A 22,189-nucleotide genomic window follows, 5' to 3' on the forward strand; every position below is an offset into this window, starting at 1 on the left:
AAAGATAAATTTATGAGCAGTATTTTACAGGAATTAGAATCAACAATTTCAGGACTAAAAACTGAAGTCAATCGATCAAACGTCGGCATTGTTCGCGAAGTGGGTGATGGCGTGGTGAAGGTTGAGGGTTTAACCGATGTCCGGCTTAATGAAATGATTGAATTTTCCAATGGATTATTTGGTTTGGCGTTGAATCTCGAAGAAACCGAAGTGGGTGGCATTTTATTAGGTGACGACATGGGAATTAAAGAAGGTGATGAATGCAAAACGACAGGTCGTTTGTTGCAGGTGCCTGTTGGAAAGGGTTTGCTAGGACGCGTAGTCAATGCGTTGGGTCAACCTTTGGATGGCAAAGGGCCAATTGCTTCGGAAACGTTTTATCCTGTAGAAAAAATTGCGCCTGGCATTATCAAAAGACGTTCTGTTTCACAGCCGGTGCAAACAGGAATTATGCCAATTGATGCGATGATTCCGATCGGTCGCGGACAGCGCGAGTTGATTATCGGCGATCGCGCTACAGGTAAGACAACGATTGCGATTGATACGATGATTAATCAAGCCCGCATTAATAAAGCCAATGAAGGAAAGCCTGGTTTTCGTCCGCTTTATTCCATTTATGTGGCAGTGGGTCAGAAAAATTCCAATATTGCGCGAGTATTAAACGTGTTGGAAGAAGCTGGCGCTATGCCTTACACAATTGTCATTTCAGCGCCTGCTTCCGAATCGGTGGCAAACCAATATCTGGCTCCTTTTTCCGGTGCGGCAATGGGCGAATGGTTTATGGATAATGGCATGGATGCGTTGATTGTGTTTGACGATCTTTCCAAACATGCTGTGGCTTATCGTCAGATTTCGTTGGTGTTGAAACGGCCTTCCGGTCGCGAAGCTTATCCAGGTGATGTGTTTTATTTGCATAGTCGCTTGTTGGAGCGTTCCGCGCGTTTGAATGAAAAAAATGGTGATGGTTCTTTAACTGCATTGCCGATTATTGAAACTCAAGCGGGTGACGTTTCGGCTTACATTCCGACCAACGTAATTTCCATTACGGACGGTCAGATTTATTTAGAAACCGACCTCTTTTATCAAGGTGTGCGACCTGCGATTTCTGTGGGTCTTTCCGTGTCGCGTGTGGGTTCTGCTGCACAGATTAAAGCGATGAAACAAGTCGCGGGAAAAATTAAAGGCGAGCTAGCTCAGTTCCGTGAATTGGCAGCATTTGCTCAATTTGGTTCCGATTTGGATGCTGGGACAAAAGCAAAATTGGATCGTGGTGCGCGAATTGTTGAGTTATTCAAACAACCGCAATACAACCCCATCCCCACGGAAGTTCAAGTGGCTATTATGTTCGCGATACAAAATAATTTCTTGGATGATGTGCCGGTCGATAAAGTGAAGGATTTTCAAAATCGTTTATCGGAATATTTTACCACGCGCAAAACTGAGCTATTGCAATCCATTGCTCAAAAACAGGCAATTGATGATTCGCTTTCGGCGGAATTAAAACAAGCCATTGCTACGTTTAAAGAAACTTATCAAGCTAGCTAGTTCATGGCCAATACTCGTGATATTCGACGCAGGATTAAGTCGATTCGTAATACTGCACAAATTACGAAGGCGATGCAAATGGTGGCGGCGTCGAAAATGCGTCGCGCACAGGAAGCAGCGCTTTCGGGCCGGCCTTATTCACAGTTGTTGAATCAAATGTTGGAAGCGGCTTCGGATGGAGAAACATTTCAACATCCTTTGCATCAATTGCGAGAGGGTAATCGCACAGCTTTGTTAGTGATTACAACGGATAAAGGTTTGTGCGGAGCTTTAAATTCTAATCTGTTGCGTTTGGTGGCTAATTATCCTGCAGAAACTCAATTTGTCACGGTAGGGCGTAAAGGTCGTCAATTTCTAGCTCGCACGAAACGCAATTTGGTGGCGGATTTTGAAGTCAGCGAAGGCTGTCGTTTTTTAGAAGCGAAAAAAATCGGCTCTTTTTTGATGAAACTTTTTCTGGAAGAAAAAGTGGATCGAGTGGAGGTGGCTTACACCAATTTTATTAGCACTTTGACACAGACGCCAACCATTGAACCTTTGCTACCTTTGGCGGTGGATTTTAAAGCAACGGCAGCCGGCTTAACGGTGAGTGATAAAGCTGCGCAGGAAACTCAACCTAAGGAAAAGAGGTTGGAAGGTTTATTTGAACCTTCTTCCCAAGCGGTTTTGGAAAGTTTGTTTCCGCATGCGGTTAATTTTGAAATTTGGCATTATCTTTTAGAAGCACGCGCTTCGGAACACAGTTCGCGAATGGTGGCAATGAAAAATGCTACGGATAATGCGAAACAGTTGATTAAAGATTTAACTTTGGAGTATAACAAGATTCGCCAAGCGGCAATTACCACAGAGCTTTTGGAAATTAGCGCGGCCGCGGCGGCGATGAATTAGTGAAGGAAAATATTATGGCAAATACAGGAAAAGTTGTTCAGATCATTGGCGCGGTAGTGGATGTTGATTTTTCATCCAGTCAATTGCCAGCGCTTTACTCCGCCTTGGAAGTAGAATACAGCATAGGAAAAGAAAACAAAAAGTTAACCCTCGAAGTGCAGCAGCATTTGGGTGAGGGTTGGGTGCGAGCGATTGCGATGTCATCTACGGAGGGATTGCAGCGGGGTTTGAGCGTTGTCGATAAAGGTGAACCGATTTCAGTGCCAGTGGGTGATGGAATTTTGGGACGTGTTTTTAATGTTTTGGGCGAGCCTGTCGATGAGCGTGGGCCTGTTCAATTTGAAAAACGTTATCCGATTCACCGCAAAGCGCCGACTCTTTTGGATCAAGACACCAAAGCTAATATTTTGGAAACGGGCATTAAAGTTATCGACTTGATTTGTCCTTTCACCAAGGGAGGAAAAGTGGGTGCATTTGGTGGTGCGGGTGTCGGTAAGACGGTTGTTATCATGGAGTTGATTAACAATATTGCAAAAGGTCACGGTGGTTATTCCGTTTTTGCAGGCGTGGGAGAACGAACTCGTGAAGGGAACGATCTTTACAATGAAATGTCAGAAGCCGGGGTTATTGATTTGAAAAATTTAGAAAAATCCAAAGTAGCATTGGTTTACGGTCAGATGAACGAGCCGCCAGGAGCGCGTTTGCGTGTGGCATTGTCGGCTTTAGCGATGACAGAATATTTCCGTGACGAAAAAAATCAGGACGTGTTGTTATTCATCGATAATATTTTCCGATTTTCGCAAGCAGGTTCAGAAGTTTCAGCTTTGCTGGGTCGAACTCCTAGTGCGGTGGGCTATCAACCTACGTTGGCTGCGGAAATGGGCGATTTGCAAGAGCGGATTACTTCCACGAAGAAAGGTTCCATTACTTCGTTCCAAGCCGTTTATGTGCCAGCGGACGATTTGACGGACCCTGCACCGGCTAATACTTTTGCGCATTTGGACTCAACGATTGTGTTGGAGCGTTCCATTGCGGAGTTAGGAATTTATCCTGCGGTAGATCCTTTGGCGTCTACCTCTAAAGCGTTAGCGCCTGAGATTGTGGGACAAGAACATTATGAAGTCGCTCGCGGCGTGCAAAAAGTTTTGCAACGCTATAAAGACTTGCAAGATATCATTGCGATTTTGGGCATGGATGAGTTATCGCCAGAAGATAAATTAACCGTTTATCGCGCGCGTAAAATTCAACGTTTCTTGAGTCAACCGTTCCATGTTGCTGAAGTGTTTACGGGCACGAAAGGGCAATATGTTTCCATTCAAGAAACTGTGCGAGGCTTTAAAGAAATTCTCGAAGGTAAACATGATGAAGTGCCTGAAGCCAACTTTTATATGAAGGGCGGCATTGATATGGTAAAGGAAGCTTCCGAATAGTTTTCTTTTAAACTATGAGCCAATTAACTTTGAAAATTGTAACTCCCGAAGGGAATGCTTATTCCGATCAAGTGAACTATGTCACTTTACCGGGGCAAGAGGGAGAATTAGGGATTTTTCCTAAACATGTTCCTTTAATGACTCGTTTGAAAGCGGGAGAAGTTCATGTGCGTAAAGAGAATGAAGAAGTTTATTTAGCAATTGGCGAAGGCTTTGCGGAAATCACTAGCGAGCAGGTTGCGATTTTAACCGATAGCGCTTTAACTGAAGCAGAGATCGACGAGGATGCCGTGGAAAAAGCTATCGCGCGCGCTAAGGAAGCGTTATCTGAAAAATTGTCTTCTGAGGAAATTGCGACAACTGAAGCGTTAATTAGTCGATCACTCGCCCAACTCAAACTTAAGCGTCGTCGTCGTGGAGGCTAACAGATATCCATGACGGAAGAAAAAATTCAAGCGCCTGAGACGCCGCGTTTGGAGTTTTTGGCATCGCGTCAGTTTAATAGCTGGTTATATGAACAACGCATCAGCTTAGCGTTTACCACTTATCAAACGGGCAAACTTTTTTTTGTTGGTTTACAACCGAATGGTCAACTATCCATCTTTGAGAGAACGTTTAATCGATGCATGGGTTTGTGGGCTGATCCAGGGACCCAAACATTATGGATGAGTACGCTTTATCAACTGTGGCGTTTTGAAAATTTTTTACCGGCGGGACAGATGGCGAATGGCTACGATCGTATGTACGTTCCCAAACTTGCTTATACCACGGGCGATTTAGATATTCATGATATCGTAGTGGAAGAAAATGGCCGTTTACTTTTTGTTAACACATTATTTGGTTGTGTGGCAACATTAAATGAGGCACATAGTTTTAATAAGATTTGGGAGGCGCCTTTTTTGAGTAAGTTGGCAGCGGAAGATCGGTGTCATTTGAATGGATTAGCTTTGGAAAATGGGGTGGCGCGCTATACAACTGCGGTTAGCCAAAGCGATGTAGTGGACGGTTGGCGAGAGCATCGACGTGATGGAGGTTGTGTGATGGACATGGCAACCGATCAGGTCATTGCGACTGGGCTTTCCATGCCGCACTCTCCTCGCGTTTATCAGGATAAACTTTGGGTATTAAATTCTGGCACAGGCGATTTAGGTTATGTTGATCGCTCCAGTGGCGCTTTTACATCCACAACTTTTTGCCCGGGTTATCCTCGCGGACTGGCATTTCATGATCATTACGCCATTGTGGGTTTGTCTAAACTGCGACAAAATAAAACTTTTGAAGGGTTGGTATTGCAGGAAAATTTGGCGGCTAAAAAAACAGAAGCCCGTTGTGGGTTGCAAATCATCGATTTGCAAACGGGTGATGTGGTGCATTGGTTGCGGATTGAAGGTATCGTGGAGGAGCTTTACGATGTTGTTGTGCTTTCAGGTGTTATGCGGCCGATGGCTATAGGGCTAAAAACGGATGAAATTCGCCGTATTTTATCACTGCCAAGTTTAGAGTAAATTATTCTTAAAATTAATAATCGTTAATGCGATTGATAAGTTGTCGGAATCGACCAAAAGCTCTTCGATTAAATGGAAAAGTAAGGCGAGGCAATGTTAGGATTTCAGGTTCATTGGCTTCATCTGCGTAAGCTTCACAACTACGAATTTTACCATTAAAAATGATATCTTTAAATTCGTCATTGAGTTTTGCAATTTCTGCTTCAGGAATTACTCTTTGCATGCGAATGACGAGATCATCTTTGACGAAACGATAGGAGTGGAAATTTTTGTAAAAATGGCAAATTTCTTCACGCGCTTCTTCGAGTGAATCGGTCACTTTAAAAAGATGAAAATCTTCTTTTGAGATTAATCCATTATGAAGCAAATGATCACTGATGTAGTGAACAAACGCTGACCAAAAATTGCCACCCGTGGCATCGACGAATAGCAGGGGGACAATGCGAGCCTTACCGGTTTGGATGAGGGTTAAGGTTTCGAAGGCTTCGTCCATGGTTCCAAAACCGCCGGGAAAACAAACAACGGCATGGGATTCTTTGACGAAAGTTAATTTTCGAGTGAAGAAATATTTGAACGTAACGAGTTTGGGATCGTTTTGGATGGTTTCGTTGGCTTCTTGTTCAAAGGGAAGAATAATATTTAATCCAAAGCTTTTTTCGCGTCCGGCGCCAATTTGAGCGGCGCCCATGATGCCTTCACCACCTCCGGTGACGACCATGTAATCGGATTTCACCATCATTTGGCCGAATTGTTTTGCTGCAATATATTCTTGTCTTTCAGAGCGAGTGCGGGCGGAACCGAAAACGGCAACTTTTTTGGTATCGCGATATTGGGAGAAAACACGATCGGCAACGCGCATTTCGGTTAGGGCGCGTGAGATTAATTTCAAATCGCCACGCTGCGGCTTATTTTTACCAAGTTTAATAGCGTTTGCGATTATTTCACGATAAAATTCATTAGGCTCTTCGAGATTGGCGGCTTTTAGTAGCTGAGTAATGGCCTCGTCGATGGCGGAATCCCCCATGAAGCCGCGAGGTCTTCGGTGTTGCACGGTTGCAAACACTTTATCTTCGGCTTCTGGAAAAGTTGGTGATGAATTTGATTTTTTATTTTGCATCATGCCAATAGTTTCGCACAATTACCTTTACTGTGGCAAATCTTTTAAATGTTTTAGATGAAAAAATAATAGTGGGCGACGGGGCTATGGGCACGCTGTTGCAAAGTCGGGGTGTACCGATTTCGGCTTGTTTGGAGGAGTTGAATATTTCACAGCCTGAAATGGTTCAGCGAGTGCACGAGGATTATTTAGCAGCTGGCGCGCAGTTGATTGAGACAAATACTTTTGCAGCGAATCGTCCCCACCTGACGCGCTACGGATTAGAAAATCAAGTGGCTGAAATTAATTGGAAAGCGGTTCAGCTGGCTAAAGCAGCTGCTAAATCGCAGGACGTTTTTGTAGTGGGATCGGTGGGGCCTTTGGCTTTGCGAGCGGCTACGGATGAAGGGTGGACGATATCGGATCGCGAAACTTGGTATCGTGAACAGATCGGGGCGCTTTTGGATGGGGGAGTGCATGCGATTTTTTTAGAAACGTTTTCAGATTTGGAGGAGATCCGGCGAGCGTTGTATGTGTTTCGAAGTTTGGATAGTCGACCTGTTTTATGTTCTTTGGCTTGTTCGGAGGATGGTCATTTGGCAGGTGGCGAAACGGTGTGGGAAGCGTTTCAAATTTTGAAAGAGGAAGGGGCAACGTTGCTGGGTCTGAATGCGACGTTGGGGCCGCGTGCGATGACGCATTTATTTGAAAATTTGCCTTTGGATGCGGATGTGTCTTATGCGGCATTTCCTAATGCGGGTAAGCCTAAGTTTTTGGAAGGGCATTATCTTTTTTATGCGGAACCTGATTATTTCGCTTCGGTTGCGAAAGAGTTGGTGCAGGAAGGGGTGCGATTGATTGGAGGATGTATTGGCACGGAACCAGCCCATATTGCGGCGGTAGCGGAAGCGGTTAAGGGGTTGCAGCCGGTTAAGATTAAGAAAGTTGTTCCAGCTAAGATTCAGGTTCAAGAAGCTGAATCAAAAATGGAAAGAGAAAAATCTTCCACGTTGGTTGATCTTTATCGCAAGCAAACCACGGTTATTGTGGAGTTGGACACACCGAAGTCGTTGGTAATGAAAAAATTTTTGGCAGGCGCGCAGGCCTTGCATGAGGCGGGAGCTGATGCGGTGACGCTAGCGGATAATTCTTTGGCTATTTTGCGAGTAGGCAATTCTGCAGCGGGAGTTTTGTTGCAAGAAAAAGGCGTCCGGCCTTTGCTGCATCTTTCTTGTCGTGATCGTAATGTTTTGGGTTTGGAATCGGAGGTGTTGGGTTGGTCGGTTTTGGGATTGGATCATGTGTTGGCGATTACGGGCGATCCGGCAAAGGGTGGAGATCATCCTGGTGCGAGCAGTGTGTATGATGTGAACTCGGTGGGATTGATTAAAATTTTGGCACAGATGAATGAAGGGAAAAATTCTGTAGGGCGTGATCTTAAAGAGAAAACTTGCTTTGTGATTGGATGCAGTTTTAATCCTAATGCGAAAAATTTTGATTCGCAGATCAAGAAATTGGAGTCGAAATTAAAAGCGGGTGCTACTTATGTAATGACGCAACCTGTTTTTGATTTGGCTTTAGTGAAAAAAACTTATGAAGCAACTCGTGCGTTTGGTGTGCCTGTGTTTGTGGGGGCAATGCCATTAATTGGATCACGTAATGCGGAATTTTTGCATAATGAAGTTCCAGGAATTGTGCTTACGGATGAAGTTCGTGAACGGATGAGGGGCAAGGAAGGGAGTGAGGGAGAAAAAGAGGGGTTGAAGATTGCGGCTGAAATTCAGGCTGAAATTTTAAATTATTTTTCTGGAATTTATTTAATTACGCCTTTGTTGCGTTATGAAATGAGTTTGGCTTTAATGAGTTTAATTCCTAAAAAAAATTCCCCTGCTTAAAGATTACTTTTTTGGCTTTATTATTTTAAAAAGTCTGTTCAAAATAGCAGTTACATGATTAAACCGCCGCCAAGCGAGAGTGATAATCCTATCAAAATCTATTTAAGAGAGATAGGGGAAGTGCCTTTAATTTCTGTCCAAGAGGAATTAAGACTGGCCGAATTAATACAAAATGGGATGGCTGCAGAGAAAGAATTGTGTGAATTAGACAAAAAAGGAAATCATAATTTCTCTGATGAAGAAAAAGCTATTAAGAAAAATTTAGAAGAGGTAGTAGAAAAAGGTCAGGCGGCTCGTCAACAGATGATAAAATCCAATCTGCGTTTGGTGGTGAAAATCGCTCAAGATTATTCCAATTATGGGTTGCCACTTTTAGATTTAATTTCTGAAGGAAATATTGGTTTGATGAAGGCAGTGGAGCGCTTTGAGCCGACGCATGGCGCGAAATTGAGTACTTATGCTGCGTGGTGGATCAAGCAAGCTGTGAAGCGAGCTTTAGCAAATCAAGGTAAAACCATTCGTTTACCTGTTCATATAACAGACAAAATTTCTAAATTGCGCCGTTTAAGCTCTCAATTAACCGAGGAATTTGGTCGTGAACCGACTGATGAAGAACTTGCTGAAGAGTTGAGGGTTTCGCCAAGCAAAATAGCGGAATGGCGAAATATTGGTATTCGTCCTGCTTCTTTGAATGCCATGATGGGAGAAGATGAGGATGGGCTAGAGTTTGGGGAAGTGGTAAGTGACGAAGCGATGCGTTCTCCAGATGAGTTAATTGGAGACGAAGATTTAACACAGGAAATGTTAAAATGCTTAGAGGTGTTGGAGCCTAGAGAAAGAGAAATTTTAGCTTGTCGCTACGGCTTAGATGGCGAAACGCCACTTACGTTAGAAGAAGTGGGTGAAAAATTTCAGGTGACGCGAGAACGCATTCGCCAACTTCAAAAAGTAAGTCTTAATAAATTAAAACGCGCTTTAGATAAAAAAGATCGCGTTCGATAAAGTTTTTATTCGCCTGGGGGATTTTCATTTCCTTCGGCGGCTTCCTCTTGGGATTGACTGATAACCGGAGCAATTGCCAAGAGTTTATCTTTAGTTTCTAAATTCACGAGTTTGACGCCCATTGTATTGCGTCCCGTTTCGCGAATATCTTTACAACGGATGCGAACCATTTGACCTTTTTCTGTAATCAACATGATTTCGTCATCATCGACGACTGTTAAAGCGCCTACGACATTGCCTGTTTTCTCGCCTGTTTTCATTGTGATAACGCCTTTACCACCCCGCGATTGTAAGCGATAAGCTTCGAAAGCGGTGCGTTTACCGATTCCATTTTCACCTGCTACTAACAGAGTGGCTTGAGGGTTAACGATGGCTAGTGCGACCACTTCGTCTTTATCCAACGTAATGCCCCGAACCCCTGTAGCAGGTCGACCCATGCTCCGCACATTTTCTTCGCTAAATCGAATGCTCATGCCTTGTTGCGTGATGAGTACTGCCTCATCATGACCGGATGTTAATCTTACTTCAATTAACGTGTCGTTGGATTCGATACCAATGGCGATAATACCACCGCGTCGTGTATTGGCAAAAGCTTCCAAAGGAGTTTTTTTCACAGTGCCTAATTTGGTCGCAAAGAAAACAAACTGTTCTTGTTGCCAGGTTAAATCTTCGTTGTTAGCGCCGCGTTTCGATTCCACGCGCAAGAGAGCCACGATTTTTTCTGTTGGTTGCAATTCCAAAACATTTGCAATGCTACGACCTTTAGAAGCACGACTGCCTTCGGGAATTTCGTGAACGCGCTCCACATACACGCGGCCTGTGTTGGTAAAAAACATGAGGTAGTCGTGAGTGCTAGCGGTAAAGAGGTGTTCGACAAAATCACCTGTTTCACCTTCCACATCGGCTTCGCGAGTGGTTAAGCCAATGACTCCCTTACCGCCGCGTCGCTGTGAGCGATAGCTGGAAATGGCAGTTCGTTTAATTAACCCTGCGTGCGTTAAAGTGATAATCATGCCTTCATTAGCAATCAAATCTTCAATCACCATTTCACCTTCGTCTGGAACAATTTGTGTGCGACGCGGTTCGGCATGTTTTGATTTAATTTCTTTTAATTCGGATTTGATAATGGAAAGAACACGCTCTTCTTTGGCTAAAATATCCGATAAATCTTCGATGGTTGCGATCAGTTCTTTATATTCATTATGAACCTTGTCCATTTCCATGCCCGTGAGTTGGTAGAGACGTAGTTCGAGAATAGCATCGACCTGTTGTTCGCTAATTTCGTAGCGGCCATTTTTTAATCGGTCATCACGACGAATTATAATGCCGAATTGTTCGATCTGTTTTCGAGTGAATTCATAACCCAATAATTTGATGCGTGCCTCCTCGCGCGTTTTAGAGCTGCGAATGATGCGGATGAATTCATCTAAGTTTTTTAGTGCAATGAGGAAGCCTTCCACCGTTTCCGCGCGTTTTTCCGCTGCAGCCAAATCGAAACGAGTGCGACGGATCACAACTTCGCGTCGATGTTCAATGTAACAATTAATGAGTTCCTTGAGGTTAAGAACTTTTGGTTTTCTCTGGTCGATTGCCAGCATGTTTGCGCTAAAACTGCTTTCGAGTGAGGTCAGTTTATAAAGTTTGTTAATAACCACTTTAGTGGCCGCATCGCGTTTGAGTTCAATGACCACGCGCGTGTTTTCGTCGGATTCATCGCGAACCGCGCTGGCATCGGGAAGTTGTTTTTCAGAGATGGCTTCGGCAATTTTTTCCACTAAAACGGCGCGATTCACATTGAAAGGAATTTCATCAATGACGAGATTTTCCTTACCGCCTTTCAGTTCTTCGGTGTGAATTTTGCCTCTAACTTTGATGCTGCCTCGACCCGTATGAAAATAATTTTTGATGCCTTCCATGCCCAAAATGGAACAGCCCGTTGGAAAATCCGGACCTTTCACATATTTCATGAGTTGGGCGATGGTGATATTGGGATTATCAATTTGAGCGCAAATGCCATCAATAACTTCCCCTAAATTGTGAGGAGGAATATTGGTGGCCATGCCGACTGCAATACCTGTTCCGCCGTTGACGAGTAAGTTAGGAAAAGCAGCAGGAAAAACCGTGGGTTCGGTGCGCGTTTCATCGTAATTGGGGATAAAGTCGACGGTGTCTTTATCCATGTCGTTGAGAAGAACTGAGCCTAGATGCGTCATGCGCGCTTCGGTATAACGCATGGCTGCTGGCGGATCGCCTTCGACCGAACCAAAATTACCTTGTCCATCGACGAGCATGTGCCGCATAGCCCAAGGTTGAGCCATGTGCACTAGGGTGGGATAAATCACGGCTTCACCGTGAGGATGGTAATTACCCGAAGTGTCACCGCAAATTTTTGCGCATTTACGATGTTGTCGATTGGGAAATAAAGACAAATCGTGCATCGCATAGAGGATGCGGCGTTGTGAAGGTTTCAGACCGTCTCGCGCGTCGGGCAGTGCCCGGGAAACAATAACGGACATGGAATAATCTAGGAATGAACCTTTGATTTCTTCAGCGATATTAATTTTATCAATTTTTTCGCCTTGGGCGAAAAGTGAAACTTGCGTGCTAATTTCCGGTTTATTTTCTTCAGCCATAATTAAACATCCAAATTGCGAACATTCAGCGCATTATCCTCGATGAATTGGCGTCGAGGTTCAACTTCATCGCCCATGAGTGTGGTAAACATTTGTTCCGCTTCGATTGCATCAGTTAAATCCACGCGAAGCAGTTTGCGTTTTGTAGGATTCATCGTTGTTTCAAAAAGTTCTTTAGCATTCATTTCGCCCAACCCTTTGAAGCGTTTGATTTGAACGCCACGTTTTCCAATTTCTTTGATGCTTTCTAAAATTTGTGGAATGGAATGAAGCGGTGTGACTTTAGCATCCTCTCCCTCACCAACGATGATTTCGTAAAGTGGTTTTTCTTGTGCGGCATAATGATCTAAGTGAAGCCCTTTTTTATTTAATTTTTCTAAAAGCGATGCGATGGCTTTGCTCTCGGTTAACGGAATATGTAAGGCACGCCGCATTACACCATTTTTCTTTTCGCCTTCTTCTATACCATTTTCTTCGCCAAAAAGGCCGAGATCAATATTCGATGCAGCGAATTCATTTAATTCTTCGTCCGTAACAAAATAATGAACGTTTTCTTGATTGCCCTCTCGAACGCGAACTAAATGTTTAGGCAATTCCTGCGTTTTTTTATGGCGAGCGGCGAGGTAAGTTTCGAAATTGCCGCCATGGCGTTTAATAGCTACGTAGAATTTATCTAATTGTGAAAGAAGTTCGAGGAGTTCTGCGAGTTGTTTAGGATCCCATTCTTCTTCATCGGCCAAGCTGCGCAAGCGAACATCTTCCGTACCGAGTTGAATGAGAATCTTGTTAAGTCGCGAATCGTCCTCGACATATTCCTCACGTTTTTTGCGTTTGATTTGGTAAAGAGGTGGTTGGGCAATGTAAACAAAACCGTGTTTAATTAAGAGAGGCATTTGTCGATAAAAGAAGGTCAATAAAAGCGTGCGAATGTGTGAACCGTCAACATCCGCATCGGTCATGATGATCACTTTATGATAGCGAAGTCGGTCGAGTTTAAAAGCGCCTTCTCCTTCGCCATCGCCAATGCCTGTGCCAATGGCGGTGATCATGGTGCGAATTTCATTGTTCTGTAGCACTTTGTCGAGGCGCGCTTTTTCTACGTTAATGAGTTTACCGCGCAAAGGCAAAATAGCTTGAAATTTGCGGTCTCGTCCTTGTTTAGCAGAGCCGCCAGCCGAGTCGCCCTCAACAATATAAAGTTCGGTATTAATAGGATCGCGATCGGAACAATCGGCCAATTTACCAGGCAAACCTCCAGCGCTCATGGCTGTTTTGCGAACAGCTTCGCGAGCTTTGCGTGCTGCTTCTCGAGCGCGTGCAGCGGTCAGGGCTTTATCAACAATTTTTTTTGCAATGGGCGGATTCGCATCAAAATAAGTCATTAACCCGTCATAAACAGCGGAAGACACAACGCCTTCGACTTCAGGAGTAACGAGTTTGACTTTAGTTTGCGATTCGAAACTGGGGCTGGGATGTTTGATGGAAAGCACACAAATCAAACCCTCACGAACATCATCGCCAGAAATGGCAGGATCTTTTTCTTTGAGAAGATTGTTGGCTTTGGCGTATTGATTGATGGAGCGAGTCAAGGCTGTGCGAAATCCTACGAGATGCGTGCCACCGTCGGGATTGGGAATCGCATTGGTGAAACAAAGAATTTGGTCGCTGTAAGAGTCGTTGTATTGCAGAACACAATCCACAAACATATCATCTTTTTGTTTAGCGATGATGACCGGTTTGGGATGAATAATTTGTTTGTTTTTACCTAATTGTTTGATGAATTCTGAAATGCCGTCTTTGTAATAAAAAGTTTCTTGTTTGGTTTCCTCGCTTCGTTCATCTGTGAGCACGATTTCTAATCCGGGATTAAGAAAAGCTAGCTCGCGTAGACGGTTGGCTAGAAGATCAAATTGAAATTCTTGGGTGATGGTGAAGATCTGAGCATCTGGCTTAAACGTAATGAGCGTTCCAGTTTTTTTGCTTTTCCCGATAACTTCTAATTTTTCTGTTGTTTTTCCTCGCTCAAAGGCCATGTGGTGCACCTGGCCATCGCGAAACACTTCTACATCGAACCATTCAGAAAGCGCGTTGACACACTTCGCACCAACGCCATGTAGACCGCCAGAGTATTTGTAAGCACCTTGGCCAAATTTTCCGCCCGCGTGCAAATTCGTAAGCACGAGTTCAATGGCTGGCATTTTGAATTTGGGATGAAGATCAACTGGAATGCCGCGTCCGTCATCTTGAATGCTGCAAGAGCCATCGACGTGTAAGGTGACGAGGATTTTTTGGCAAAACCCAGCGAGATGCTCGTCAATGGAGTTGTCTAAAACTTCATAAACGCAATGATGTAGGCCGCGTTCATCGGTGTGACCGATATACATGCCAGGACGTTTTCGAACTGCTTCAAGGCCTTCTAGTTTGTCAATTTTTGAGGCATCGTATTGTTGAATATTTTCTACTTTTTTAGTTTCGTCTGGCATTGGCCGTTTATAGTGTTGGGGGGCTTATTTGTCGAGGGGAAATTGATAGTTTTTCAAAATAAAAGGAAAGTGATATATTTATATTTATCTGGCTTCCGAAGAAAGACCCTGCTAACTCAAACGGCTTCTTTTTTAAGTGAGATTTAAAGTGGTATGAAAAATATTAGAAATATTGCAATTATTGCGCACGTTGACCATGGCAAGACGACCTTGGTTGATGAGCTTTTGAGTCAATCCGGAACGTTTCGGGAAAATCAACATGTAGAAGAGCGGGTGATGGACTCGATGGATCTGGAGCGGGAGAAAGGGATTACGATTAAAGCGAAAAACGCTTCGTTCCATTGGAAGGATTACATGATTAATATTGTGGACACACCGGGTCATGCTGATTTCGGTGGTGAGGTGGAGCGAATCATGCAAATGGTGGACGGCGTTTTGTTGGTGGTCGACGCGTGGGAGGGGCCACAGGCGCAAACGCGGTTTGTATTAAGAAAAGCGTTGGAAGCCGGAATTAAACCGATTGTAGTGATTAATAAGGTAGACCGTGAAAATGCAAATCCGAATCAAGTTTTGGATCGTGTGTTCGATTTGTTTGTGGAGCTTAATGCGAATGATGCACAGTTGGATTTTCCGATTGTTTATGCTTCGGGTCGGGATGGTTACGCGGTAAAAGAGTGGAAAGGGGAGTTGACCGATGAAATTCGTAAGGCGGGTATGACCGCTTTGTTTGAAGCGATTGTGCAAAAAGTGCCGCCTCCTCAGGTTGATGATGCCGCGCATTTTCAAATGGCGGTGGCTAATCTGGATTATAGCGATTTTTTAGGAAGAATTTGTTATGGAAAAATTTTAGGTGGTCGGGTGAATGTGGGCGATCCTGTGATATGCATTCACCGTGATGGTAAGCGTGAGCGATCGAAGGTGACAGCTATATTTTCCTATGAAGGACTTAAGAAAGTGGAAATTGAACATGCTTCGGCCGGAAATATTGTGGGGTTGGCCGGGTTTGAAGATGTGTTTATTGGAGAGACTATAACCGATCGCGAAGATCGTGAGCCGTTGCCTTTTGTAGAAATCGATCCGCCCACCATTAAAATGCAGTTTGTTGTGAATGATTCTCCTTTGGCAGGTAAAGATGGGAAATTTTTGACAGCTCGACATATTAAAGAACGTTTGGTTCGCGAAGCGCGAACGAATGTTGGAATTGCTATCGCTGACACCGAAGTCGCGGGTGTTTTTGAAGTGAGCGCTCGAGGAGAAATGCAGATTGCTATTATTGTCGAGCAAATGCGTCGTGAAGGGTATGAGGTGATGGTGTCGCGGCCTGAAGTGATTTTTCAAAAAGATGAGGCGGGCAATCGTTTGGAGCCTTTCGAAACATTATATGTGGAAGTGGGCCAGGATTATTTAGGAGGAGTGCTACAGAACTTGGCTGGTCGTAAGGGCGAAATTTTGAATATGACGCATCAAACGAATTTGGTGATGATTGAAGCGTCTATTCCTACCCGTGGTTTGATTGGTTTTGAAACTGATTTGTTGAATTTGACGAAGGGCACCGGTGTGATGAGCCATCTTTTTCGCAAATATGCGCCTTACCAAGGAGAGATTGCGACGCGTCAAAATGGTGTGTTAGTGGCGATGGAGGCAGGGTTAACGACGAGTTATGCTTTGGATATGTTGAGCGAGCGCGGCATTCTTTTTGTGGGTCCAGGCGAGGAGGTTTATGCCGGCATGATTGTGGGGCAGAATGCGCGTAATGAAGATATTATTGTGAACCCTTGCAAATCGAAACATTTGACGAATATGCGCTCGCAAGGGGATGGAAAAGGTGTGCAACTTGCGCCCCCTTTAAAAATGAGTTTGGAGCGATCACTGGAATATATTGCGCCCGACGAATTTGTGGAAGCCACGCCAACTCAATTGCGTTTGAGAAAGCGGATTTTAGATCATAACAAACGAAAACGAGCTGAACAGCAGGCGGGTTAGATTATGTTAACACTTATTTCAGGAACGAATCGTCCGGGGAGCAATACGCGTCGGGTTACTAACATTCTGGAGCGCATTTACACCGAAGAAAAAGCGGAGTTTGAAGTTTTAGATTTAGCACAGTTACCGTCTGAAATTTTTTCGCCGCTTTCTTATGCGGAAAAACCCAAAGCGTTTGAGCATTTTTCGAAAACGATTTTGAATTCGAAGGGGCTTGTGATTATTACTCCTGAATATAACGGGAGTGTGCCGGGCATTTTAAAATATTTTATTGATATGTTAAAGTTTCCGGAGAGTTTTGAGCAAAGGCCAGTGTGCTTTATTGGATTGGCGGCTGGCATGTGGGGTGCGCTTCGGCCAGTAGAACAGTTGGAGCTTATTTTTGGTTATCGTAATGCGTTTATTTATCCCGATCGGGTTTTTATGCCGCGAATTAATGATCTTTTAGATGCAAAAGGTGAGTTTAAAGATGAAGAAATTCCTAATCGTTTACGAGCACAGGCTAGAGGATTTATTGAGTTTGTGAGGAAGTTAAAAGGTTAGTTTGTGGACTGAGCGATTAGCTTTTAGCTAACAGCTAATGGCTAGTTTAAAGTATGCAGTTGAACGGAATTGATGACTTCTTCGCCAGCTAAGATGTCAGAAATCACGACAAGTTTTGAGCCGAGCGGTAGATTTTGGTGCTGTTTGAGCCACTGAAGAGCGGTGGCAATGGTGTCCTCCAATTTTTCGGGAAAAGTGAGATGAATGGGAATGACACCGTAATAAAGACAGAGTCGATGCATGAGTTTTTCGTCGGGTGTAAAAGCAAAAATGGGGGTGTAACGAGGGCGCAGGGCAGAGGCGATAGAGGCGATGCGTCCTCCGCGTGTAAAAACGACTAAAGCATCAGCGCGTAGATTGTTAGCAAGATGAATCGCCGAATTGACAACGGATTCGCGGGGTTGGCTCAGATGAATGGTATCGGCGAAATTAGCGCCTCCGCTTATTTCTGTTCTGTATGCGATACGATCCATGACTTCGATGCATTTTTTCGGGTAGCGACCGACCGAGGTTTCGCCAGATAACATGATGGCATCGGCTTGTTCGTAAACGGCATTGGCAACATCGGTGACTTCGGCGCGTGTGGGCAACGGATTTTGAATCATGCTTTCTAGCATGTGAGTGGCCACAATGACGGGCTTCATAGTTTGAATACTTTTTTTGACGATGCGACGTTGGATGATGGGCAGTTCTTCGTAGGGGCATTCGATGCCGAGATCGCCGCGCGCGACCATGATGGCATCGGCAGTTTCTACGATGCTATCAAGGTTGGAAATGGCGGATTGATCTTCGATTTTTGCTACGATGCGAATGGGGTGAGAGGTTTTTGAAGTGATAAGATTTCGCAGTTGCAGGATGTCGTTAGCTTCGCGAACAAAGGAAAGCGCAACAAAATCGAATTGCAGATCAATGGCAATTTGCACATCAGCAATATCTTTTTCGGTTAAAGCGGGTAGGTTGATGTGAACGCCGGGTAGATTGATGTGTCGCCGACTTGTCAAAGTGCCTGGGGTTAAAACTTCGCAACGGAGTCGATTGGTTTCTTTAGATAAGACTTTCATATGAATGACGCCATTATCAACTAGTACGACGTCGCCGATTCGAATGTCGTTGACTAAATTATCGTAATTCACATCAACCGATCGTTCTTCTGGGCTGGTTTCTCCTCGCACGGTAAAGGTAAAGATATCGCCAACTTTGAGGTGAAGGTTAGTGTCGAGATCGCCCGTGCGAATAGCGGGGCCTTGGGTGTCGAGAAGAAGACCAATAGGGCGATTCAGTTTTTCGCTGATTTGTCGAACGTCGCTAGCGATTTTTTTAACCCAATCATGTTGGGCGTGGGACATATTAAAGCGAAAAAGATTTACCCCGCTTTGGATGAGTTGAGTTAGGATTTCAGGAGTTTCTGTGGCAGGGCCGAGGGTGGCAATAATTTTAGTTCTACGCATGATTTTTTAAGAGATTGCTTCTCTTGTGGCGTAGAAAAGAAATGAAATCAAGACTGTAGTCTATGCAGTTTTAAGCTGATAAAAACAGCACTGATCATGCTGCTGCCAAAAGCTCGGGTTGAGCTTTGGCAGAAGTGATGTAACGCGAAGCGATTTTGATATTTTTTTGTAAGGCTGGTGATTGCTCATGAAAAAAGAGCGTGATATCAAAAACGGGATCGATGTCATTTTTTTGGCAACCGACAACAATGCCTTTCAAGTCAACTTGCTCTTGGGGAAGCTCTACCGTAACAACGACTTCGGAATAGAGGTTGAATGGGCAATGACTTGTGAAACAGATGCCTTTAGAGTCGAGAATGAAGTCTCGATAATCTAAGGTAATTTCATTAGCAAAATTTAAACCATCATGTTGGGAATAGTTATTCATAGGGATAATTTATTATAAGAAAAACTATCCATAATTGTTCACTTGTCAAATAGAAAAAATTAAATTTTTAAAAATTTTTCTAAATTAACTCTAAATAGACAAAATTGTGCATGCCCAAGTCAATCCGCCACCAAAGGCAACAAGGAGAATTTTATCACCTGTTTTGAACTTTTTCATAGGTAAAATCTGGTCCAAGGCTAAGGGGATGCTAGCTGAAGAGGTGTTTCCATAATACTGAATGTTGACATGGAATTTTTCTATTGGGAGGTTAAGTTTTTCTGCAATAGCTTGGATAATTCTAATATTAGCTTGATGAGGGATAACGTATGAAATGTCAGACAAGCTTAAATTAGCTTTTGTTAAGGTGGTTTTGATCGCTTCGACCATGGTGTTGATGGCGATTTTGAAAACTTCTCGACCGCTCATTTGCATGTAGTTTAAGCCTTGTTGGAGGGTTTCAATGGTGGTGGGGCATTGTGTGCCTCCAGCTGGGAGCTTCAGAATTTCGCTCTGTCTACCATCGGACCAAAGTTGATTGATTAGGATGTTTGCAAAGCCGGGTTGGTTTTGCAGGATGACAGCTCCTGCGGCATCGCCAAAGAGAACGCAGGTGTTACGATCATTCCAGTTGGTAATGGAAGAAAGTTTTTCCGAGCCAACAATGAGAATGGTGCGGTAGGCTTGGGTTTGAATAAATTGTTGTGCTATGGCCAAGCAATAGAGAAATCCGGAACAGGCAGCAGTAATATCAAAGGCTGCAGCACGCGTGGCGCCGATTTTTTTCTGAATCCAGCAGGCAGTAGAAGGAAAAGGCATATCGGGAGTGGCCGTAGCAACAATGATAAGATCGATTTCTTCCGGTTTAACATTTGCTTTTTCCATAGCACGTTGTGCGGCGATCGTGCCCATATCGGAGGTGCATTCATCAGGTTCGGCAATATGACGCTCTTGAATACCGGTGCGCTCGACGATCCAAGCATTGGTGGTGTCGACCATTTTTTCTAAATCAAAGTTCGTTAAAACTTTTTTAGGCGCGTAAGAGCCGAAGCCTGTAATAGAGACGGTTGGTAAGGAGGGCACAGTGTTCATGAAAAGAGTGGAGCAGCTTGAGCTATGGCTTGAATGATATGAGGGTTAAGATTGTGTTGGATGGATTCGGTGGCAACACGAATAGCATTTTCAATTGCGCGCGGAGTGGAGCTGCCGTGGGCAATGATGCAGATGCCATTGACGCCTAAAAGTGGTGAGCCTCCAAACTCTTCGTAGTTCGTTTTCTTTTTTATGGTTTTGAAAGCGTTTTGCGCCATGAGCGCGCCAAATTTTCGGATCGGCGATTTCATGAGTTCATGTTTTAGCCAATGCAACATTGCACTGGCAATACTTTCACATGTTTTCAAAACGACATTGCCCACGAAGCCGTCGGTGACGACAACTTCGACAGGGTTTTCAAATAGGTCATGGCCTTCGATATTGCCGCGAAAATTGATCGGTAGCGAGTTGAGAAGTTTAAAGGTTTCCTTGGTAAGTTCGTTACCTTTGATGTCTTCGGTTCCGATACTCATGAGGCCAACGCTAGGATTGGAAAATCCTAAAACATGTTTGGAGTAAAGTGAGCCCATGATGGCGTATTGGCCGAGGTGAATGGGTTTAGCGTCGATGTTGGCTCCGGCATCGATAAGAACGAAAAGGTTGGTTTCTGTGGGCATGACGGTAGCGATGCCGGGTCGTTCGACTCCTGGTAAAGTGCGTAGTTTAATGGTGGTGGCAGCGACGGCAGCACCGGTGTGTCCTGCGGAAACCACCGCGTCGGCTTGTCCCTTGGCTACCAGTTCCACAGCGCGACTGATGGAGGAATCTTTTTTTCTTCGAACCGCGTCGATGGCGGAATCGTTCATGGCTACGACCTGTGTGGCATGAATGAATTGTATGGGTTCAGGGATTTTTCCGTGTTTTTGGACTTCGTTTCGGAGCTGTGTTTCATCGCCAACGAGGTAAAGCGTTTCGATGGCGGGAAATCTTTTTAATGCAGCTAAAGCGCCTAAAACCGGATTTTGAGGCGCAAAATCGCCGCCCATTCCATCGAGGGCTATTTTCATGGTGGGAGATTAGTTTTGAGATTAAGCTGCTTCGACAGTCAAAACCTGGCGTCCCGCGTAATAGCCGCAGGAAGGGCAGGCATGATGAGGCAGAGTGCGACTGCCGCATTGTGAGCAAGTGACTAATTTTGGTGCGTGCCAGCGGATGGCTGCTTTGTGACTGCGCATGCGAGCTTTGGATCGTCTACGTTTTGGAACTCCCATAACTTCCTAATCTTTCTTCTTTAATTTATCCAGTTTCGACCATTCGTTACTTAAGGGAGGCGAGGCTTCGGTCGATTGCCACACCGCTTTCCAATTTTTACCGGTCACTGGACAACGGCCTTCTGCATCCAACTCACATTTGGGGTAGGATGGAATGGCAAGGAGAATGTCTTCCTTAAGAAAATTCGTCAAGTCGATTGTATCCTGCTTTTTAGGTGCCAGCACTGTGAAATCGTTAATTTTTAAGTTGATAGGAAGATCCGCTAGGCATCGCGAGCAAGGAGCCTGACCGGAAAGTTGCAAGCTGCCATGCACTAACACTTCGTCTTTTTCAAAGCTAACGTTTAAATGATACGATAAAGGTGTTGTGGGATGAAATTCGGGAATCTCGAGAAGATCAGAACTCAGTTGACCTTCGACAACATCGCCCGATTGCAAATAATGCAAATGCAAAACTAAGACATGCGGTGAAGAAGCAGAGGAAGAGGAAGGTTTCACGGTTCATTTATATTATAAATTAAATTTCGCTTTTAAACAACGTTCCACATTTTTGGGCACAAGTGAAGAAACATCGCCGCCGAGCTTGGCCGTTTCTTTAATAAGCGAGGAGCTAATGCAAATAAAATTGTCTTTAGGCGTCAAAAAAACTGTTTCAATATCGGGAGCGAGTTTGCGATTGAGAAGTGCGAGTTGGAATTCAAACTCGAAATCCGCTACCGCTCGCAAGCCTCGCACGATCGCATGGGCCTGACGCGATTTGGCAAAATTGACCAACAACCCTTCAAACGTGGCCACTTCCACCCGTTCGCCCAAATTAGCCATAGCCTCCAGAGCCATCGCTTTGCGTTCCTCCAAAGTAAAAAGCGGTTTTTTGGGTTCATTGGGGGCAATGGCAAAGATAACCTTTTCAAACAGATGCAGTGCACGCTCTAAAACGTCCAAATGCCCATTGGTAATGGGATCAAAACTGCCGGGATAAATAGCAATGGAAGAGGAGGGTTTCACAAAGTT

Annotated in this window: 19 protein-coding genes; 9 read left to right on the plus strand and 10 right to left on the minus strand. The window is 44.4% G+C overall.

Features of this window, described 5'->3' with window-relative positions; all coding sequences use genetic code 11:
* Positions 1-12: 12 nt before the first annotated feature.
* From atpA to K1X66_03360, 5 genes are read left to right on the plus strand one after another with little or no spacing between them, the layout of a single operon-like run.
* On the plus strand, positions 13-1,545 hold the full coding sequence (gene atpA, locus K1X66_03340; GenBank protein ID MBX7157401.1) for a F0F1 ATP synthase subunit alpha: 1,533 nt from the start codon (positions 13-15) through the stop codon (positions 1,543-1,545).
* 3 nt (positions 1,546-1,548) lie between these two features.
* Positions 1,549-2,433 (plus strand): ATP synthase F1 subunit gamma, encoded by an 885-nt coding sequence (atpG, locus tag K1X66_03345; GenBank protein ID MBX7157402.1) that lies wholly within the window; start codon positions 1,549-1,551, stop codon positions 2,431-2,433.
* A gap of 14 nt (positions 2,434-2,447) precedes the next feature.
* Positions 2,448-3,863 carry a F0F1 ATP synthase subunit beta gene (gene atpD / locus K1X66_03350; protein ID MBX7157403.1) on the plus strand — a complete coding sequence of 472 codons (1,416 nt, stop codon included), beginning with the start codon at positions 2,448-2,450 and terminating at the stop codon, positions 3,861-3,863.
* 14 nt (positions 3,864-3,877) lie between these two features.
* Positions 3,878-4,288 carry an ATP synthase F1 subunit epsilon gene (gene atpC, locus K1X66_03355; protein ID MBX7157404.1) on the plus strand — a complete coding sequence of 137 codons (411 nt, stop codon included), beginning with the start codon at positions 3,878-3,880 and terminating at the stop codon, positions 4,286-4,288.
* Between the two features lie 9 nt (positions 4,289-4,297).
* Positions 4,298-5,368 carry a TIGR03032 family protein gene (locus tag K1X66_03360; GenBank protein MBX7157405.1) on the plus strand — a complete coding sequence of 357 codons (1,071 nt, stop codon included), beginning with the start codon at positions 4,298-4,300 and terminating at the stop codon, positions 5,366-5,368.
* A gap of 13 nt (positions 5,369-5,381) precedes the next feature.
* Here the strand turns inward: K1X66_03360 and K1X66_03365 are convergent, their stop codons facing one another.
* Positions 5,382-6,392 (minus strand): TIGR00730 family Rossman fold protein, encoded by a 1,011-nt coding sequence (locus tag K1X66_03365; GenBank protein MBX7157406.1) that lies wholly within the window; start codon positions 6,390-6,392, stop codon positions 5,382-5,384.
* A gap of 125 nt (positions 6,393-6,517) precedes the next feature.
* On the opposite strand from K1X66_03365, the gene K1X66_03370 reads away from it, so the two are divergent.
* Together K1X66_03370 and K1X66_03375 are read left to right on the plus strand one after the other, a co-directional pair.
* Entirely contained in the window at positions 6,518-8,359 is a 1,842-nt protein-coding gene (locus tag K1X66_03370) for a bifunctional homocysteine S-methyltransferase/methylenetetrahydrofolate reductase (GenBank protein MBX7157407.1), read from the plus strand.
* A gap of 54 nt (positions 8,360-8,413) precedes the next feature.
* Positions 8,414-9,361, plus strand: a complete 948-nt coding sequence (locus K1X66_03375; protein MBX7157408.1) for a sigma-70 family RNA polymerase sigma factor — start codon at positions 8,414-8,416, stop codon at positions 9,359-9,361.
* Between the two features lie 5 nt (positions 9,362-9,366).
* Here the strand turns inward: K1X66_03375 and gyrA are convergent, their stop codons facing one another.
* Complete coding sequence (gyrA, locus tag K1X66_03380) at positions 9,367-11,994, minus strand: DNA gyrase subunit A (GenBank protein MBX7157409.1); 2,628 nt, start codon at positions 11,992-11,994, stop codon at positions 9,367-9,369.
* A gap of 2 nt (positions 11,995-11,996) precedes the next feature.
* The gene (gene gyrB / locus K1X66_03385) at positions 11,997-14,477 is read right to left on the minus strand and encodes a DNA topoisomerase (ATP-hydrolyzing) subunit B (protein MBX7157410.1); all 2,481 of its coding nucleotides are present in this window, start codon (positions 14,475-14,477) and stop codon (positions 11,997-11,999) included.
* A gap of 153 nt (positions 14,478-14,630) precedes the next feature.
* Between gyrB and typA the strand changes: the two genes are divergently transcribed.
* Together typA and K1X66_03395 are read left to right on the plus strand one after the other, a co-directional pair.
* Positions 14,631-16,460 carry a translational GTPase TypA gene (gene typA, locus K1X66_03390; GenBank protein MBX7157411.1) on the plus strand — a complete coding sequence of 610 codons (1,830 nt, stop codon included), beginning with the start codon at positions 14,631-14,633 and terminating at the stop codon, positions 16,458-16,460.
* Positions 16,461-17,003: an NAD(P)H-dependent oxidoreductase gene (locus K1X66_03395; GenBank protein ID MBX7157412.1), complete on the plus strand. Its 543-nt coding sequence runs from the start codon at positions 16,461-16,463 to the stop codon at positions 17,001-17,003.
* Positions 17,004-17,044: 41 nt separating this feature from the next.
* On the opposite strand, the gene pyk is transcribed toward K1X66_03395, so the two are convergent.
* The 7 genes from pyk to coaD all read right to left on the minus strand — a co-directional run bounded on the left by pyk (position 17,045) and on the right by coaD (position 22,183).
* Complete coding sequence (gene pyk / locus K1X66_03400) at positions 17,045-18,451, minus strand: pyruvate kinase (protein MBX7157413.1); 1,407 nt, start codon at positions 18,449-18,451, stop codon at positions 17,045-17,047.
* 94 nt (positions 18,452-18,545) lie between these two features.
* The gene (locus K1X66_03405; protein ID MBX7157414.1) at positions 18,546-18,878 is read right to left on the minus strand and encodes a hypothetical protein; all 333 of its coding nucleotides are present in this window, start codon (positions 18,876-18,878) and stop codon (positions 18,546-18,548) included.
* A gap of 90 nt (positions 18,879-18,968) precedes the next feature.
* Positions 18,969-19,967, minus strand: a complete 999-nt coding sequence (locus K1X66_03410) for a ketoacyl-ACP synthase III (GenBank protein MBX7157415.1) — start codon at positions 19,965-19,967, stop codon at positions 18,969-18,971.
* Entirely contained in the window at positions 19,964-20,974 is a 1,011-nt protein-coding gene (plsX, locus tag K1X66_03415; protein ID MBX7157416.1) for a phosphate acyltransferase PlsX, read from the minus strand. Before plsX ends, K1X66_03410 begins: the two co-directional genes overlap by 4 nt.
* Before the next feature lie 21 nt (positions 20,975-20,995).
* On the minus strand, positions 20,996-21,178 hold the full coding sequence (gene rpmF, locus K1X66_03420; GenBank protein ID MBX7157417.1) for a 50S ribosomal protein L32: 183 nt from the start codon (positions 21,176-21,178) through the stop codon (positions 20,996-20,998).
* Positions 21,179-21,184: 6 nt separating this feature from the next.
* The gene (locus tag K1X66_03425; GenBank protein MBX7157418.1) at positions 21,185-21,676 is read right to left on the minus strand and encodes a hypothetical protein; all 492 of its coding nucleotides are present in this window, start codon (positions 21,674-21,676) and stop codon (positions 21,185-21,187) included.
* A 12-nt stretch (positions 21,677-21,688) separates the two neighbouring features.
* Positions 21,689-22,183, minus strand: a complete 495-nt coding sequence (coaD, locus tag K1X66_03430) for a pantetheine-phosphate adenylyltransferase (GenBank protein MBX7157419.1) — start codon at positions 22,181-22,183, stop codon at positions 21,689-21,691.
* Between the last annotated feature and the right edge of the window lie 6 nt (positions 22,184-22,189).

The organism is Verrucomicrobiia bacterium (genome assembly GCA_019694135.1).
Lineage (GTDB): Bacteria > Verrucomicrobiota > Verrucomicrobiia > JADLBR01 > JAIBCM01 > JAIBCM01.

Excerpts from the sequence above, each read along its gene's own strand:
- pyk (MBX7157413.1), bottom strand. The coding sequence starts at position 18,451 with ATGCGTAGAACTAAAATTATTGCCACCCTCGGCCCTGCCACAGAAACT.
- atpA (MBX7157401.1), top strand. The coding sequence starts at position 13 with ATGAGCAGTATTTTACAGGAATTAGAATCAACAATTTCAGGACTAAAA.
- gyrB (MBX7157410.1), bottom strand. The coding sequence starts at position 14,477 with ATGCCAGACGAAACTAAAAAAGTAGAAAATATTCAACAATACGATGCC.
- rpmF (MBX7157417.1), bottom strand. The coding sequence starts at position 21,178 with ATGGGAGTTCCAAAACGTAGACGATCCAAAGCTCGCATGCGCAGTCAC.
- K1X66_03410 (MBX7157415.1), bottom strand. The coding sequence starts at position 19,967 with ATGAACACTGTGCCCTCCTTACCAACCGTCTCTATTACAGGCTTCGGC.
- plsX (MBX7157416.1), bottom strand. The coding sequence starts at position 20,974 with ATGAAAATAGCCCTCGATGGAATGGGCGGCGATTTTGCGCCTCAAAAT.
- K1X66_03360 (MBX7157405.1), top strand. The coding sequence starts at position 4,298 with ATGACGGAAGAAAAAATTCAAGCGCCTGAGACGCCGCGTTTGGAGTTT.
- K1X66_03375 (MBX7157408.1), top strand. The coding sequence starts at position 8,414 with ATGATTAAACCGCCGCCAAGCGAGAGTGATAATCCTATCAAAATCTAT.
- K1X66_03405 (MBX7157414.1), bottom strand. The coding sequence starts at position 18,878 with ATGAATAACTATTCCCAACATGATGGTTTAAATTTTGCTAATGAAATT.
- gyrA (MBX7157409.1), bottom strand. The coding sequence starts at position 11,994 with ATGGCTGAAGAAAATAAACCGGAAATTAGCACGCAAGTTTCACTTTTC.
- atpC (MBX7157404.1), top strand. The coding sequence starts at position 3,878 with ATGAGCCAATTAACTTTGAAAATTGTAACTCCCGAAGGGAATGCTTAT.
- atpG (MBX7157402.1), top strand. The coding sequence starts at position 1,549 with ATGGCCAATACTCGTGATATTCGACGCAGGATTAAGTCGATTCGTAAT.
- atpD (MBX7157403.1), top strand. The coding sequence starts at position 2,448 with ATGGCAAATACAGGAAAAGTTGTTCAGATCATTGGCGCGGTAGTGGAT.
- K1X66_03365 (MBX7157406.1), bottom strand. The coding sequence starts at position 6,392 with ATGGGGGATTCCGCCATCGACGAGGCCATTACTCAGCTACTAAAAGCC.
- typA (MBX7157411.1), top strand. The coding sequence starts at position 14,631 with ATGAAAAATATTAGAAATATTGCAATTATTGCGCACGTTGACCATGGC.